The organism is Arthrobacter sp. P1_B11, assembly GCF_056406715.1.
This window is the reverse complement of record NZ_JBFTZQ010000026.1, coordinates 41,784-57,825: the sequence shown is the minus strand read 5'-3', so window position 1 is coordinate 57,825 and position 16,042 is coordinate 41,784. Positions and strand designations below refer to the sequence as shown.

The window sequence follows — 16,042 nt, the reverse complement described above, 5'->3', positions numbered from 1 at the left end:
GGCCAGTGGAGGGGAAGTCACGGAGGTGGCGGCGGGTTGCCGCCCGCATGAGTGCGTGCCGTTGTCCACATGGCAGGGCCGGGCTTTGGAGTGTCAGAGGCGGCTGGGATACTGAATCAATGGCCAATAACCAGCACGCTGCAGTTCTACCGTCCGCCTCAAGCACTCCTTCCGGCACTACCACGGAAGTTTCCGGAACCCGCGGCCAGGCCTTGGAGGTCCTGCGGGAGCTGGTCGGCCACCCCGGCGCCGACTTTCACGACGGCCAGTTTGAGGCGATCGAAGCCCTGGTCGACGGCGGCCGGCGGGCGCTGGTGGTGCAGAGGACGGGCTGGGGAAAATCGGCGGTTTACTTCGTGGCCTCATTGCTGCTCAGGCGGCGCGGGGCAGGGCCCACTCTCATCGTTTCGCCACTTCTGGCGCTGATGAGGGACCAGGTGGCTGCCGCCGCCCGTGCCGGTGTCCGTGCCGTGGCCATCAATTCCGCCAACCAGCTGGAGTGGGACACTGTGCGCGAGCAGCTCGCGGCGGACCAGGTGGACGTCCTGCTGGTTTCGCCTGAGCGGCTCACCAATCCCTCGTTCCGTGAAAACCAGCTGCCCGAGCTGATCCGCCGCACCGGACTCCTGGTCATCGACGAAGCCCACTGCATTTCCGACTGGGGACACGATTTCCGCCCGGACTACCGGCGGATCGCTGACCTCATCACGCAACTGCCGGACACGGTTCCGGTCCTGGCCACGACCGCCACGGCCAACTCCCGCGTGGTCCACGACATCGAAGAGCAGCTGGGCGACGCAGTGCTCACCATCCGCGGCGCCCTGGGAAGGGAATCGCTGCGGCTCGGCGTGCTCACGCTGCCCGACTCCCGTGAACGGCTCGGCTGGCTGCTGACGCACCTGGCGGATCTGCCGGGCAGCGGAATCATCTACACCCTGACGGTGTCGGCGGCGGAGGACACGGCCCGTCTTCTGGCTGAGGCGGGCCACGAGGTGCTGGCATACACGGGCCGCACCGACCCCGCGGACCGCGAACGGGCTGAGCAGCTGCTCAAGGACAATGAAGTCAAGGCGCTCGTGGCCACCTCCGCGCTGGGCATGGGCTTCGACAAGCCGGACCTCGGCTTTGTGGTGCACCTCGGTGCGCCGTCCTCACCGGTGGCGTACTACCAGCAGGTGGGCCGTGCCGGCCGCGGGGCCGCCAACGCCGACGTCCTGCTGCTCCCCGGGGCGGAGGACCGGGACATCTGGCAGTACTTTGCCACGGCCTCCATGCCGTCGGAGGAGAAGGCCGCCGCCGTGCTCACAGCCCTTGCCGAGGCAGGGACGGCGGTGTCCACGGTGGCATTGGAGGCGCGCGTGGACCTGCGGCGGACCCCCTTGGAACTGTTGCTCAAGGTCCTGGCCGTCGACGGCGCAGTGGAGCGTGTGGGTGGCGGCTGGCGGTCAACCGGACTGACCTGGACCTATGACGCCGAACGCTACCGCCGCATCGCGGAAGCCCGGGTGGACGAGCAGGATTCCATGGTCATATACCAGGATACGGCCGGGTGCCGGATGGAATACATCACTTCGGTGCTGGATGATGAGACCGCCCACGCCTGCGGCCGGTGCGACAATTGCGCCGGCCAGTGGTTCCGGGCAGACATCGCAGCCTCGGCCACGGCGGCGGCCGGGCAGACGCTGAGCCGTGCAGGCATGGTGCTGGAGCCGCGGCTGCAATGGCCCAGCGGAATGGACCGGCTGGGCGTGCCGGTCAAAGGAAAGATCAAGCCGGACGAAAGTCTGGCCAACGGCCGCGTGCTTGCCCGTCTGACGGACCTGGGCTGGGGCGGGGCGCTGCGGGAACTCTTCGCCGCCGGTGCCCCGGACCGCGCCGTGGATCCCGGCATGCTGCAGGCCTGCGTCCAGGTGCTGCGCGAATGGGGCGCCGGCGACTCCCGCGTTCCGGGCTGGAGTGGCGCGGGGCGGCCGGCGGCCATCGTCAGCATGCCGTCGCGCGGCAAGCCGGCCCTCGTGGAATCCCTGGCCCGGGGCATCTCCGACATCGGCCGCATCCCGTATCTGGGCCAGCTGGAGATGGAACACGGCGGGCCCACGGGCGGCCGCGGCGGCAACAGCGCCTACCGTCTCGCCGGAGTGTGGGACCGGCTGGTGGTAGGGCCAGAACTGGGAACTGCCGTGGCCGGTCTTGGCGGCCAAAGCGTGATGCTCATTGATGACCTTGTTGACAGCCGCTGGACCGTTACCGTTGCCGGCCGTGCCCTCAGGCGGGCCGGCGCCGGGGCGGTTCTGCCGCTGGCGCTGGCCCAGGCCGGCTGACCTCGGCCCCGGCATGCCGGTGCAGCATCAGGCTGTCGGCCGTGCTGAGGAGCATCAGCAGGGCAATGGACAGGAAGGCCCCGCGGTAGGCGGCCAGGCCGCCGTCGCCCTGCCCCGCACCAAGCACGCCGCCTAATCCGGAGGCCAAAACCGGAGCGGCGTCGAAGACGCGGAGGAGGAGTGCGCCCACGGCGATGCCCGCTCCGGTGGCGAGCTGGACCAGCGTGGCAGATACGGCGTTGGCCGAGGTCAGCTGGCCCGGCACGATGTCTGCGTACTGGACGGAGGCGTAGGCCGAGAACCCGATCGACCGGAACGCCCCGCTGCAAACGAGGAGCACAAATATCAGGGGCTCCGGCGTTCCCGGATTGAGCAGGGCGCATAGGGCGAAGGTCGACGCCGACGCGAGGGAGGCAAAGACGAGGACGGACTTGAACCCGAAGCGTCTGATCAGCGGTGTGGTGGCGGGTTTGATGCCGATGTTCCCGATGAACACCGCCGCCACCATGATGCCCGCGTGCAGGGGGCTCCAACCGAATCCTTCCTGGAACATCAGCGGAAGGAGGAAGGGCACGGCGCTGATGGTCAGCCGGTAGATGAAGCCGCCGGTGTTAGTTGCCCGGAACGTCCGCGTCGAAAATACGGTCAGGTCGAACAGCGGATTGGCAGCCCGGCGCATCCACAGCGCCGCCGCTGCCAAGGCAACAGCTCCGGCTCCTACACTCAGCAGCGTCCATGGCCCCTCTGGATGGGCGCTGGCGAGCTCCAGGCCAACCACCAGCGCCCCCACTCCGGCTGTGGTGAGGACCAGTCCCAGCCAGTCGAGCCTCCGTGTCCGGTCGCCGGTCACGGGTGGCACGAGGCGGAGGGCGGCCAGGAAAGCCGCGGCGCCCAGGGGGAGGTTGACCAGGAAAATCCAGTGCCAGGACAGGTAAGTCGTCAGCGCGCCGCCCACCAGCGGCGCCAGCACCGGGGCCAGAAGCCCGGGCCACACGAGGTAGGCCGTGGCACGCAGCAGCTCGGCCTTGGGCGTGCCGCGGAGCACCACGAGAGTGCCTACTGGAACCATCATGGCCCCGCCGGCCCCTTGCAGAATGCGGCTGAGGGTCAGCATGGTCAGGTCCTGGCTCACGGCACAGAGCAGGGAAGCCACGGTGAAGAGAGCAATGGCCAGGCAGAAGATGCGGCGTGCTCCGAGCCGTTCCGCGAGCCAGCCGCTGAGCGGTATCCCCATGGCCACCGTCATCAGGTAGGCGGTCATGGTGATGTTCACGCCCGCGGCCGCCACATTGAAGTCGTCGGCGATGCTGGGAATTGCTGTGGTCAGCACCGTCCCGTCCAGGAACTCCATGAAGAAGGTGGCCGCCACGAGCAGCGCCAGCCGCGGGTTCCACGGATGGGCCGCCGTTGCCTGACCGCCGGCCGGGGCGCCGCCCAGGGCATTCTCTTTCGGCGCCCCGCCTTCCGGCATATCGCGTCCCGGGCCGTTGACCTCGCCGCTCATGAGTCCCGGGCCAGTGCTGAGTTTCGGGCCAGTTCCAGGACAGCCATGGCGGCGTTGTGCCCGCCGATGGCGCTCACGGCCCCGCCGCGGCGCGCACCGGAGCCGCACAGGAGTATGCGTTCGTCGCTGGTGGCCACGCCCCAGCGGCGGGCCGGACTGTCCAGCGGCGTACCGTCCTCGACGAACGGCCAGTCGAGGCCGCCGTGGAAGATGTTGCCGCGCGGCATGCCCACGGCCCGCTGGATGTCCAGAGTGGTCTTGGTTTCGATGCAGCCAGTGCCGTCCGGTGCGTGCATGATGAGGGGTTCAATGGGTTCGCCGAGCACCGAGTTCAGGGACCTGAGTACGGCCGCCTGCAGTTGCGCGCGCCGGGCCCCGTTGTTCTCCCGGGTGATGAGGCGGTCAGGGACGTGGAGACCGAAAACCGTGAGGGTCTGCGCGCCGGCGGCCTGCAGCTCCGGTGACAGGATGCTGGGGTCCGTCAGCGTGTGGCAGTAGATCTCGCAGGGCAGCGGTTCGGGGATGGCGCCGGACTCCGCTGTCCGGTACGCCTGGTCCAGCTGGTCCCACGTCTCGTTGATGTGGAAGGTTCCGCCGAAGGCGGCCTCCGGGGTGACCCCTTCGTCCAGGAGGCGGGGCAGCCTCCTCAGCAGCAGGTTCACTTTGACCTGGGAGCCTTCGCGGGCGTGGTTCGGGTTCGAAACTCCGGTGCCGGAACCCGCGGGTGGTGTCCGCAGCCGGTCCAGCACGGCCGGGGCAACATTGGCCAGCACCCAGCGGGCCGTCGCCGCACGGTCTTCGGCGGCGCGGCGGTAGCTCACGCATCCGCCGGGGTCGATCGCCGTCACTTCCGCGCCGGTCAGCACGGTGGCCCCTGCCTCGCGGGCGGCACGTTCCAGCTCCGAGGACACCGAGCCCATGCCCCCGATCGGAACATCCCAATCGCCAGTGCCCCCGCCGATCAAGTGGTAGAGGAAGCAAATGTTCTGCTGCAGGTCTTTCCCGCCGGCCTCCGCGAACGTGCCGATCAGGGCATCGGTCAACACGACGCCGCGCACCAGGCCGTGCTGGAGCTGGCCGGCGATGGCCTCGCCGATGGGCCGCTCCATCACGGCATCCCAGGCCTCCGAGGCCCCGGCAGCCGTCGCGACCCGGCGTGCCTCGGACCTCGTCCGCAGCGGGGACATCAGGGTGGGCCACAGCGCTTCGGTGAGCTTGCGGCAGCTGGCGTAGAACCTGGTGAACGCTTCGGCTTCACCGTCGGGGGCGCCGATGGCTGCGAACGACTCTGCAGTGCACGCGGCGTCGCCGCTGTCGATCAGGAGGCCCCGGCCCGGGTGCGACGGGTCCGGCGTGTAGGACGAATAACGACGGCGGGCCAGCCGGACCCGAAGTCCAAGGTCGTCGATGATCCGCTGCGGCAGGAGGCTGACCAGGTATGAGTAGCGCGAGAGGCGCGCGTCGACGCCGTCGAAGGCTTGGGCCGAGACGGCGGCGCCGCCAGCGTGGTCGAGTTTTTCCAGCACGAGCACGCGGAGCCCGGCCTTGGCCAGGTAGGCGGCTGCCGCCAGTCCGTTGTGTCCGCCGCCCACGACGATGGAGTCATATGCCTCGTTGCCAGTCATGCGATTATCCTGCCACCGGAGCGAGGAGCACCGCGCCACGCGTCCGCGACCCGGACGAAACAACGGCCATGCAAAACCCCGGGAACGCAAAAGACCCCGGTCCAGGGACCGGGGCCAAACGCGGAGACGGGGGGATTTGAACCCCCGGTGGAGTTGTGCCCCACACTTCATTAGCAGTGAAGCCCATTCGGCCGCTCTGGCACGTCTCCAATTGCTATTCCTAGCCCACCAAGGATACGCAGAACGGGCCACCCAGTGCAAAACGGCGTCAGAACGCGGCCTAGGAGAGCCGGCGGCGACGTTCCGCCCCGTGTCAGGCGGTCCCGCCCGCGAGGGACCTCCAGAGAAAATGCTGGCTGCGGCTCTGGAGCGCGGCGGCCTGCCTGTTGTCCGAGGCTCCGGCATGCCCGCCTTCAAGCGCCTCGTGGAACCAGACGTTGGGAATGCCCATGGCCTCCATGCGGGCGGCCATCTTGCGGGCCTGCACCGGGCCCACCCGGTCGTCCGATGTCGCGGTCCAGATGAAGGTCTCCGGGTAGTCCACCCCGTCCCTGAGCAGGTGGTACGGCGAGAACGTCCTGATGAATTCCCACTGTTCCGGGACGTCCGGATCACCGTACTCGGCAATCCACGAGTGACCCGCGGAGAGCCTGGTGTACCGGCGCATATCCAGTAGGGGCACGCCGCAGGACACGGCGCCGAACAGTTCCGGGTAGCGCGTCAGCATGTTGCCCACGAGGAGCCCGCCGTTGGAGCCGCCCACACAGCCAAGGCGCTCCCGGCTCGTGACACCCCGCGAGATAAGGTCCTTTGCGACGGCGGCGAAGTCCTCGAACGCGCGGTGCCGGTTCTCCTGCAGCGCAGCCCGGTGCCAGGAAGGACCGTATTCTCCGCCGCCGCGGATGTTGGCCACCACATAGACGCCGCCGCGGCTGTGGGGCGCTGCACCGTCGGCGCCGGCCGATTCCGCGGTCCGCCGCTCCAGCCAGGCCCGGCCCACCGCGCCGCTGTAGGCGGGCGTGCGCGAGACCTCGAAGCCGCCGTACCCGGAGAGCTGGGTGGGGTTCTGCCCGTCGAGCACCAGGTTGCGCGCCGCAATCTGGAAGTACGGCACCCGGGTGCCGTCCTCGGACGCGGCAAAGTGCTGCTGCACTTCGTAGCCGGCATCGTTGAAGAACGACGGCGATGCCTTGACCACTGCATGGCTGCTCACCACGCCTGCGTCCTGGGCGTGGTTTTCCCTTGACAGGGTTCCGCGGGTCAGCGTGGTGGGGGTGGTGAAGCCGGTGGCGACGAGCCAGAAATCGTCGCCTGCCCCTCGCGGTCCGCCGGGGGAGCGGTGCCCGCCGTCGGAGCCGCCTTCTGCGTCGTCCTCGTCGTCCACGGCGAAGGCGTTGACGTCGTGCAGGGGAGGGCACGCATCCAGCAGGGAGGAGGCCCAGGCGCCGGCCCGATGGTCAGCGTCAGATTCAGCCACTGCCCCCGAAGCAGGCTGCGACGGGTCCAGCACCCGGATTTCCGAGGAGACGTCACGCAGGAGGTTCAGCAGCAGGAAGTTCCGCGTCCAGCTCCAGGACTGCAGCGACGTGCGGGCATCCGGGGTGAAGAGGACCGTCAGCCTGCGCTCGCCGGCAACGTAGCGGTCAAAATCCGCCGCGAGCAGCGAACCCGCCGGATAGCTCGTTCCGTCCACTGTCCACTCGCGCTGCGGCCGGAAGAGCAGCCATTCCCGGTGCGCGCTGAGGTTCACGTCCGTGGGCGCATCGACTGCCGTCCAGGACCCGTCCCGCAGCACAGAGGTTGTCCGGTTGAAGAAGTCGATCCAGTCAACGGCGAAGGTCCGTTCAAACCCCGGCGTGGAGTCGTGGGCCACGATCGCCATCATATGGTCCTCGGGGATCTCGAAGATCCTGGCCGCATCGGCCAGGGACTGGCCGCGGTGCAGTTTCACGCCGGTGCGTGCGTAGGATGAGGCGGTCCGCGGCAGGGCGTCCGCCGTGCTGGCTACCAGCAGCGTATCCGCGTCAAGCCACGAAACGTTGCCCTTCGCCGTCGGAAGGTCAAAGCCGCCGGCGACGGGGTCAACGAAACTGCGGGTCTCGACGTCGAACTCGCGGTAGCGGTTGGCGTCGCCTCCGTCAGGGGAGAGGGCCAGCAGCGCCAGCCGGTAGGGCAGGCCGGGTTCCGGCCGGAGGAAGTTTGCCCCGTGGAAGACCCATTCCTCACCTTCGGCGGCGGCGAGCGCATCCACATCGAGCAGCACGTCCCATTCGGGGGCGTCGGTGCAGTAGCTCTCCCAGGTGGTCCGGCGCCACAGGCCCTTCGGGTTCTGCCGGTCCTTCCAGAAGTTGTAGTACCAGTCGCCACGCTTGCTCACCATGGCGATCTTGTCCGTGGAGTCCAGCACTTCGAGGATCTCGCCCTCGAGGCGGGCATAGTCCGCGTCCTCCAGAAGGTCCTCCGTCCTGGCATTCTGCTCCCGGACCCAGGCCAGCTGTTCCTCGCCGTAGATGTCCTCGAGCCAGATGTTTTCATCGGTGGGCTCGGGCGCGGTTTCGGGGGGAACGGCGGCGGAATCAGCTGCAGTGGTGGTCATGGCCCCAACCAAACAACATCCCGGCTCAGCTAGCAAGTCACATGCCGATACTCTGGATGCCGTGGTCACATCGCAAAGCATCCGGACGGTACTGATAGGCGCCGGGCCGAGGGGTACCAGCGTGCTGGAGCGGCTGCTCGCTAACTGGGCCCCGGCGGCCCCGTCCGGATCTGTTTCATCCGGTTCGTCGTCCGAATCGGCGCCGGTACAGGCGAAAGCCGGCCTGCACATCGACGTGGTCGATCCCTACCCGGCCGGCGCGGGGCATGTGTGGCAGCCCGGACAGTCGCGGCTTTACCTGATGAACACGCAGTCGTTCTACCCCACGCTCATCCCGGAGGACCCGCAGCTTGCCGCCCCGGTTGCCGGCACAACGTTTGACCGCTGGCGGGTCCGGCAGCAGCAGGATCCCCTTCCCGGGCTGACCGAAGAGGAACTCGCGGAACTGGCCGTGCTCGGCTCCGATGACTTCCCCAGCCGTGCCCTGTACGGCCGCTACCTCCGCTCCACGCTTGAGGAACTCCTCGCGCTGGTGCCCGACGGCGTCACGGTGGACTTCCACGAAACGTCGGCCACCGCCGTGCGCCCCTCGCCGGACGGAACGTTCGACGTCGAACTGGCCGGCGGCGGGACGCTTGCCGCCGATTCCGTGGTGTTGGCACTGGGCCACCTGGACTCCAGGCTTAGCCCAGAGCAGCGCCAACTGCAGGCAGCTGCCGCCCAATTCGGACTGCGCTACTTTCCGCCCGCTGTTCCTGCCGACGTCGACTGGTCGACTATTCCAGCCCGCGAACCGGTGCTGGTCCGCGGGATGGGGCTGAACTTCTTTGACGTCATGGGCCAGCTCACCGAGGGCCGGGGCGGGAAGTTCGTGGACGCCGGAGACGCCCTTGAGTACCTGCCCTCAGGCCAGGAACCGCTGATCATCGCCGCGTCCCGGCGCGGCACGCCGTACCGTTCCAAGGCCACCCTTGAGAGCTACTACCCGGCGTCGGTGACCCTGCGGTACTGCACCGGGGCCGCCTTGCGGAGGTTCGCCGCAGCCGGCATCGTTCCGGCCTTCGACCACGACCTCTGGCCGCTCCTGCACCGCGATGCCCTGTGGGCGTACTACTCCACGCTGGTGCGTTCCGAGCCTGCAGCCGTGCAGGATCCGGCCAGGTTCCTGAAGGAACTGGACGAGGCGCTGCACCCACATGCCCACACGACGGCAAAATGGGAAGAGATTGTCAGGGCGGTCATCGAAGGACATGTCCGCCCCGACAGCAGGCTGGATCTGCTGAGCCTCGCGGCGCCGCTGGCGGGACAGCCGTTCGGTTCCCGCGCGGAGCTGGACGCCGCCGTCGTCGACTATCTGCTCGACGACGCCCGCCGCTCTGCCCTCGGCGAGGACGACCCCCTGAAGATGACCATCGGTGCGCTGCACCACGGCCGTGCCGTGCTGAAGTCAGTGGTGGCCGACGGCGGCATCACCGACGAGTCGTGGGTCGCCGGGCTGCGGGGCTGGTTTGAGTCGTTTGTGGAAGGCCTCGCCAGCGGGCCCCCGGCGCTCCGTGCCGAGCAGCTGGCCGCATTGGCCCGCGCAGGCGTGGTCAGTTTCGTGGGACCCGACCCCAAATTCGGGCTGGACCGGAAGGCGGGGTTCTTTACCGCCGCGTCACCGTGGGTGAAGGACGCCGCCGCGAAGGCCCGCACCATGGTTGAGGCCCTGGCACCGGCCAACCGGGTGTCCGTCAACGAGTCTCCGCTGCTGGAACAGCTCCTCGCCGACGGGCTGGTGCGGCCGCGGACGATGATGACGGTTGAAGGAACACCGGTGCAGTCCTCGGGACTGGATGTCAGCCCGCATCCTTACCGGCCGGTGGCAGCCAACGGAGAAGTTGCCAAGCGGGTCTTCGTGCTGGGCCTCCAGCTCTCGGCAACCCAGTGGGGAACGGCGATCGCCGCCGAAGCCGTGCAGCAGGCCGGCCCGGTCTACGCCAGCGGCCAGCGCACCCTGCGCGACGCCGACGAAATCGCCCGCGCCATCCTCAAGCCCTGACGGGGCCGACGGCAGAGACCACGACGGTGACCTTCACCACGGTTCCCGACTCAATGGCGGTGAGGGTCAGCGTTCCGACGCCGGCTGCAGCCTTTGCTGGCACCGCGAGGTTCACTGTGGCTGCCCCGGAGGCCGCGGGAACCGTGCCCAGCGGGGTGGACGTGCCGGCCGCGTCCGTGAAAACCGCAGTCAATGACTTGTTGGCCGGGCTGCCCAGCGAGGCCAGGTCCAGCTTGGAGACTTCGAGCGTCATGGCGTCGCCGCCCTTGACCGCCGCCGCCGTCGTGTTGACGACGGACACGGTGCGCCGGGCAAAGTCAGGGGACGCGGGGTTGTGCTCCTGCAGGTACCTGATCCATGCGTCGCGGTCCACGAGGCCGGAGTCTTTGGTGCCCGTGCCTTCCTTGAAGACCCGGAAGTTGTCGCCGCCCGTTGCCAGGAAGCTGAACATCCCGATCCGGCAGGGCTTGGCCGGATCAAGCGGTTTCCCATTCACCCGGATCGCGGTAATGCGGTCTCCCGCTGCGCGGGCGGCATCGTAGGTGTAGTTGACGTTCTCGGACAGGCCCAGCTGCTGGTAGGCGCGGCTCGGGACGCTGCCGTCGGGGTTGGTCTGCCACTGCTGTTCCAGGAGCGTCTTGAACTGTGCCCCGCTGAGGGACGTGGTCCACAGGTTGTTCACGAATGGCAGGACGGAATTGGCCTCGGCGTACGTGATAGTTCCGTCGGGTGCGAAGTACAGCTCGTTGCGCAGCCCGCCGGGATTCACGACGCCGATTTCGGCTCCGCCCAGTTCCGGCGCCTTGAGCGCATCCACGAGAGAGTCGGCCACGAGGTTGCCCAGGGTGGACTCGCCCGCGCGGTCGTCCCGCTTCGCCGGAGTGGTGTCCGTGACGGGAGTGAACGCCGTGGTGATATCAGCGGTCACCCTGCCCACCGGCTGGTTTCCGATTTCCGCAGCCTCGGCGATGGCCTTCCTGACGATCACGCCGACGGCGGCGACCCTCGGGTAGACGGCCACAAGGTCCGCGGCGGCATCAGTGGTGCGCTTGACGTTTCCTGCCTTGTAGCCGGTGACAGCCTTCGTCCTGGTGTCCACGGTCAGCTGGATCTGTCCAATGTTCTCGCCGTAGTTGCCGGTCTGCACAATGGGCCGGGTCTTGCCCTCCACCCCGGGAACGGGAGCATCCCACGCGTACTCCTTGTGGGTGTGGCCGTTGAAGATCGCATCCACGTCGGCGGATGTTTCGGAGACCAGCTTGGCGAAGGGGCCGCCGGCGGCCACCTCCTGCTCCAAAGTGGCGCCTTCCGGTGTTCCGGACCCTGCGCCGTCGTGGTTTTCCACGACGATCACGTCTGCCAGGTCCTCCGCCTTGATCCTGGCCGCAACGCGGTTGATGGCGTCGACGGGATCGCCGAACTCAAGCCCAGTGATCCCGGCAGGAGTGACGAGGGAGGGCACTTCCTGGGTCACGGTGCCGATGACGGCCACCTTGATGCCGCTCATCTCGAGGACCGTGAACTCCGGCAGCACGGGCTCCGAGGTGCCCTTCCTGTAGACGTTGGCGCCGAGGTAGGGAAACTTGGCGTTGCTGCCGCCGGCGACGCGGTCGCGCAAATCCGCCCAGCCGCCGTCGAACTCGTGGTTGCCCACCGCGGAGGCCCTCAGCTCCAGTGTGTTGAGGACATCGAGGGTGGGCTGGTCCCTTGCAGCAGAGGACGCGAACAGCGATGCCCCGATGTTGTCCCCCGCGGAGAGGAAAGCACTGGGGCCCGGTGCAGCGGCGCGCAACATCTCCACGGTGCCGGCGAACAGCACCGTGTTGGTGTCGATGCGGCCGTGGAAATCGTTGATGCCCAGGAAGTTCAGGTCAACGGTGGCCGGAGTGGCAGGGCCGGCCGGCAGGTCAAGGCCAGCGAGCACGGGGTCGTGGTCGCTGGCCCTGTACTGGCCGATACCGGCCAGTCGCTTCGCTGGAAGGTCCTGGCCGGTATTTTTCACAGGAATTTACTTGCGGTGGACGGTTTTAGCGATCAGGCCTCCACAGCCTCCGCCTCCGCGGTCTGGGTCTGGGCGCCCTGCCCAGTGTCCTGCACGATCCTGAACCTGGCGCCGGTGGGATCCGCCAAGGTGGCCAGCCGCCCGAAGGGTGTGTCGTCGGGTCCGTCGACGACGGTGGCGCCCAGGCTGACGGCCTTCTCGATGGATGTATCGGCGTCCCCCACGGCGAAATAGACGACCCAGTTCGACGGGACCTCGGCTGGCAGGTCCGCCGCTGCATCGTAGATCCCGGCCTTCGCGTCTCTGCCCGCGCCCAGAGTTGTGTAGCGGAACTCCGGGGTATCGCTCATGACGTCCGTGTTCCAGCCAAAGACGTCCTGGTAGAACTTCACAGCGGTGGCGTAATCCTTGGTGTGAAGCTCGTGCCACGCAGGGGTGCCGGGTTCGGCAACCACTTCATACCCGCGCATTTCGCGGGGCTGCCATACGCCGATGGCAGCGCCGGACGGATCGCCGAAGAACGCCATGTGGCCCTGTTCCGGGACGTCCATGGGCTCCATGTACACCTGGCCGCCGTTGGCCGTGACTGCGGTGGCCGTGGCGGCGGCGTCGTCAGTGCGCAGGTACGTGGACCACATGTCCGGCATGGCCGCCTGGTCCTCCTGCTTCTGCATGATTCCCGCGACCAGTTTGCCGTTCTTGTTGGCGGTGATGTAGCCGCCGTATTTTTCCTGGTCCCCGGTCTGGAAGTCCCAGCCGAACAGTTCGCCATAGAACTGTCGGGAAGTGTCGGTGTTGGAGGTCATCAGGTCAATCCAGCAGGGTGCTCCGGGCGTGATGTCTGGGGTGGGCATTGTCAGCTCCTGTAGTGGGCCGCGAAACAAGTCCGCAGGTCAAAGGGATATGGAGACAGGATCGACACTATGCCCGCGGTATGACAGTTTCAATGGCTCCGGCAGTCAGAGCCGGTCGGAATACGAGGTGGCGGGTTCGTTGTCGTCGTCGGCTTCGACCCACTCGATGAAGTCCTTGAGCGACATGCACCAGTAGTAGTCCGAGTACCTCAGTCTCTGCTTTTCGGCCTTGCTCACGACGGCTACATCTCCCCAATAGCAGCAGGTGCGGAACGGTGCCCTTTCGCGGAATCTGAAGTTGAGCACCGCTGATTCCTTCCAGTGAACGCCAACAGGGCTGTCTTCGCATGAGTGGTGCGTACTCGATTTTTCGGCGGGCAGGTACTCGCCGGTACTTGGTTTAGGGCGCCGAATGCGGGGTCTACCTGCCCATGAAAAAGGCCGGCCGAACCAACCTTGCGATTGGCTCAACCGGCCCCTGACTGTGCGCAGATTGCGCTACGCGGAAGGTAAGAGATTCGAACTCTTGGTACGGGGTTACCGCACACTGGTTTTCAAGACCAGCTCCTTCGGCCGCTCGGACAACCTTCCGTGACTAGTAGTGTTTCATAGGCAGTTGGCTGCAACAAAAACCGAAAGGTGGCCGTTGCTGTCAGTGCACACTATTTTTGGGGCAGGAATGAGCAAGAAAATCGGGAGTTCTCCATGAAAGCCGTCTACATCTCGGAGCCGGGCGGGCCGGAAATGCTGGAAATCCGCGACGTTCCGCCTCCCGTTCCGGGCCAGGGCGAGGTCCTGATCGACGTCGTGGCCGCGGGCCTGAACCGTGCAGACGTGCAGCAGCGGAGGGGCTTCTACCCGCCGCTTCCGGGTGCATCGGAAATTCCGGGGCTCGAGGTTTCCGGCCGCATCGCCGGATTCGGGCCGGGGGTCACCAAGGCGTTTTCCATCGGGGACAAGGTGGTGGCCTTGCTGGCCGGCGGCGGCTACGCCCAGCAGGTCGCGGTCCGCTCGGAGCAGGTTCTGAGGATTCCCGACGGCGTTGACCTGGTCACCGCTGCCGCCCTCCCGGAGGTTGCGGCCACCGTGTACTCGAACCTCATCATGACTGCGCAGCTCCAGCCGGGAGAGACGGTCCTGATCCACGGCGCCACCGGCGGCATCGGCACCATGGCCATTCAGTTCGCCAAGGCATTCGGTGCGACTGTTGCCACCACGGCCGGCACTGACGAGAAAGTCAGCACGGCCAAAGCCTTCCTCGGTGCCGATATTGCGATCAACTATGCCGAGGAGAACTTCCCGGAGAGCCTCCGGGCCCAGAACGGCGGCAAGGGCGCGGACGTGATCCTCGACGTCGTGGGCGCCAAGTACCTGCAGCAGAACATTGACGCCCTGGCCGACTACGGCCGGCTCATCGTCATCGGACTGCAGGGCGGTGCCAAGGGCGAACTGGATCTCGGGCAGCTGCTGCGGAAACGCGCGGCGGTCGTCGCCACGGCGCTCCGGCCCCGTCCGGTCGAAGAGAAGGGCGTGATCATGACCTCCGTCAGGGATGCCGTCTGGCCACTTATCGCCGACGGCCGGATCCACCCCCTCGTGGCCAAGACCTTTCCGCTGGACCAGGTCAGGGCGGCCCATAAATACTTCGACTCGGGCGAGCACGTGGGCAAGATCCTCCTGGTCATGTAGGCCCGCGCAGGCCGCCGGTGCCAGCGGTAGGGACTCCATGCATACCCGGTATTGCCATGTCCGGGCAATGCCGCTAGGCTCGCCATATACGCGGTATGCACTGGTCTTGGGGGCCGGTGCATGCCGCGGCCTTCCCAGCCAAGGAGCACCATGTCCATCCGCCACAGCCTCCTCGCCCTGCTACAGGACCAGCCGCGCTACGGCTACCAGCTCAGGGTCGAATTCGAAGACCGCACCGGGTCCACCTGGCCCCTGAATATCGGGCAGGTCTACACCACACTGGACCGCCTCGAACGCGACGGCCTGGTCAGGAACGATGGCGGCGACGGCGAAGGCCACGTGGTCTACAGCATCACCGCTGCCGGCACTGCCGAGGTCCAGGGCTGGTTCGCCACCCCGGTGGAGCGCAGCAATCCGCCGCGGAATGAGCTCGCCATCAAACTGGCCCTCGCCGTCACGCTACCCGGCGTGGACGTGGCCTCCATCATTCAGGCCCAACGCGTGGCGTCCATGCGGGCACTTCAGGACTACACGAAGTCCCGGCGGGACACGGCCGCCAGCCAGCGCCCGGGTGACACTGCCTGGCTGCTGGTGATCGACTCGCTGATTTTCCAGACCGAAGCGGAGGTCCGCTGGCTGGATCTCTGCGAAGCCCGCATGGTCCAGCTCTCACAGACGGCCGGCACTCACAGCGCAGCACGCAAAACATCCAACGGGGTCACTGTGGAAGAGGCCGCCCCGCTCAACGCGGAGACGCGCCGGTGAGCGTCCTGGGGCCGCGGCAGGTCCTGGAGCTCGCCAAGGTCAGCAGGACTTTCGGCCGGGGCGCGACGGCGGTTGCCGCCCTGCGCGACGTCGACCTCGCCGTCAGCGCGGGCGAGTTCGTTGCGGTGATGGGGCCGTCGGGATCCGGCAAATCATCGCTGCTGGCGCTGGCCGGCGGACTGGACCGGCCGACGTCGGGCGGTGTCCTTGTGGAGTCCACACCCTTGGCAGGGCTGGGACTCAACGAACTCGCGCGGCTGTGCCGCCGGGCCGTGGGCTACGTCTTCCAGGACTTCAACCTGATCCCCACCCTCACGGCGGCGGAAAACGTCGCCCTGCCGCTGGAACTGGACGGTGTGCCGGCCAGGAAAGCCCACCGTCAGGCAATCGATGCCCTGCGGCAGGTCGGCATCCCCGAACTCACCGACCCGTACCAGTTGCTCGCCCTGCTGGTGGCCGTGCCGCTGACCGGAGGGGTCCTGGCGTGACTGTTTACGCGGGCCCGTCTGCCGATGTCCCGGCGCGGCGTGGGTACCTAGCCCCGCCGGATTCCCGGCCTGCCGCAGTGACCGAACGGCCGGAGAAACCCGTTCACCGCCTCTGCTGCACCGCTCGGCGCTTCGCCGGGCGGCACCTGGCCGTTGT

The 16,042-nt window shown here is 67.5% G+C and carries 9 protein-coding genes, 2 tRNA genes and 2 pseudogenes; 5 read left to right on the top strand and 8 right to left on the bottom strand.

Annotation, left to right across the window (positions count from 1 at the left end):
- The first annotated feature begins 119 nt into the window (after positions 1–119).
- Entirely contained in the window at positions 120–2,321 is a 2,202-nt protein-coding gene (locus AC1D14_RS17870) for a RecQ family ATP-dependent DNA helicase (RefSeq protein ID WP_230119955.1), read from the top strand.
- On the opposite strand, the gene AC1D14_RS17865 is transcribed toward AC1D14_RS17870, so the two are convergent.
- From AC1D14_RS17865 to AC1D14_RS17850, 4 genes are all read right to left on the bottom strand, one after another.
- Complete coding sequence (locus tag AC1D14_RS17865; protein ID WP_476968902.1) at positions 2,266–3,825, bottom strand: MFS transporter; 1,560 nt, start codon at positions 3,823–3,825, stop codon at positions 2,266–2,268. The two genes, AC1D14_RS17870 and AC1D14_RS17865, sit on opposite strands and share 56 nt — an antisense overlap.
- Complete coding sequence (locus AC1D14_RS17860) at positions 3,822–5,450, bottom strand: phytoene desaturase family protein (RefSeq protein WP_476968901.1); 1,629 nt, start codon at positions 5,448–5,450, stop codon at positions 3,822–3,824. The genes AC1D14_RS17865 and AC1D14_RS17860 overlap by 4 nt, the downstream gene beginning before the upstream one ends.
- Before the next feature lie 121 nt (positions 5,451–5,571).
- Positions 5,572–5,659 (bottom strand) — tRNA-Ser (locus tag AC1D14_RS17855).
- Between the two features lie 104 nt (positions 5,660–5,763).
- Complete coding sequence (locus AC1D14_RS17850; protein ID WP_476968900.1) at positions 5,764–8,046, bottom strand: prolyl oligopeptidase family serine peptidase; 2,283 nt, start codon at positions 8,044–8,046, stop codon at positions 5,764–5,766.
- Positions 8,047–8,107: 61 nt separating this feature from the next.
- Between AC1D14_RS17850 and AC1D14_RS17845 the strand changes: the two genes are divergently transcribed.
- The gene (locus AC1D14_RS17845) at positions 8,108–10,087 is read left to right on the top strand and encodes an FAD/NAD(P)-binding protein (RefSeq protein WP_476968899.1); all 1,980 of its coding nucleotides are present in this window, start codon (positions 8,108–8,110) and stop codon (positions 10,085–10,087) included.
- 1 nt (position 10,088) lies between these two features.
- On the opposite strand, the pseudogene AC1D14_RS17840 reads toward AC1D14_RS17845, so the two are convergent.
- The 4 genes and pseudogenes from AC1D14_RS17840 to AC1D14_RS17825 all read right to left on the bottom strand — a co-directional run.
- A pseudogene (locus AC1D14_RS17840) lies at positions 10,089–12,038 on the bottom strand (bifunctional metallophosphatase/5'-nucleotidase); the annotation flags it as partial.
- Positions 12,039–12,121: 83 nt separating this feature from the next.
- Complete coding sequence (locus AC1D14_RS17835) at positions 12,122–12,943, bottom strand: VOC family protein (RefSeq protein ID WP_230119950.1); 822 nt, start codon at positions 12,941–12,943, stop codon at positions 12,122–12,124.
- 105 nt (positions 12,944–13,048) lie between these two features.
- Positions 13,049–13,249 carry a hypothetical protein gene (locus AC1D14_RS17830; protein ID WP_230119949.1) on the bottom strand — a complete coding sequence of 67 codons (201 nt, stop codon included), beginning with the start codon at positions 13,247–13,249 and terminating at the stop codon, positions 13,049–13,051.
- 197 nt (positions 13,250–13,446) lie between these two features.
- A tRNA-Ser gene (locus AC1D14_RS17825) sits at positions 13,447–13,534 on the bottom strand.
- Between the two features lie 114 nt (positions 13,535–13,648).
- On the opposite strand from AC1D14_RS17825, the gene AC1D14_RS17820 reads away from it, so the two are divergent.
- The 3 genes and pseudogenes from AC1D14_RS17820 to AC1D14_RS17810 all read left to right on the top strand — a co-directional run.
- A complete protein-coding gene (locus tag AC1D14_RS17820; protein WP_476968898.1) occupies positions 13,649–14,632 on the top strand; it encodes an NAD(P)H-quinone oxidoreductase in 984 nt (327 codons plus the stop codon).
- A 150-nt stretch (positions 14,633–14,782) separates the two neighbouring features.
- On the top strand, positions 14,783–15,397 hold the full coding sequence (locus AC1D14_RS17815; protein ID WP_230119947.1) for a PadR family transcriptional regulator: 615 nt from the start codon (positions 14,783–14,785) through the stop codon (positions 15,395–15,397).
- Positions 15,394–15,831 (top strand): annotated as a pseudogene (locus AC1D14_RS17810) (ABC transporter ATP-binding protein); the annotation flags it as partial. The gene AC1D14_RS17815 and the pseudogene AC1D14_RS17810, both read left to right, overlap by 4 nt.
- Positions 15,832–16,042: the final 211 nt, after the last annotated feature.

Bases quoted from the DNA above. Each gene is read 5' to 3' on its own strand.
- AC1D14_RS17865 (WP_476968902.1), bottom strand. From the start codon at position 3,825: ATGAGCGGCGAGGTCAACGGCCCGGGACGCGATATGCCGGAAGGCGGG.
- AC1D14_RS17835 (WP_230119950.1), bottom strand. From the start codon at position 12,943: ATGCCCACCCCAGACATCACGCCCGGAGCACCCTGCTGGATTGACCTG.
- AC1D14_RS17815 (WP_230119947.1), top strand. From the start codon at position 14,783: ATGTCCATCCGCCACAGCCTCCTCGCCCTGCTACAGGACCAGCCGCGC.
- AC1D14_RS17870 (WP_230119955.1), top strand. From the start codon at position 120: ATGGCCAATAACCAGCACGCTGCAGTTCTACCGTCCGCCTCAAGCACT.
- AC1D14_RS17850 (WP_476968900.1), bottom strand. From the start codon at position 8,046: ATGACCACCACTGCAGCTGATTCCGCCGCCGTTCCCCCCGAAACCGCG.
- AC1D14_RS17820 (WP_476968898.1), top strand. From the start codon at position 13,649: ATGAAAGCCGTCTACATCTCGGAGCCGGGCGGGCCGGAAATGCTGGAA.
- AC1D14_RS17860 (WP_476968901.1), bottom strand. From the start codon at position 5,450: ATGACTGGCAACGAGGCATATGACTCCATCGTCGTGGGCGGCGGACAC.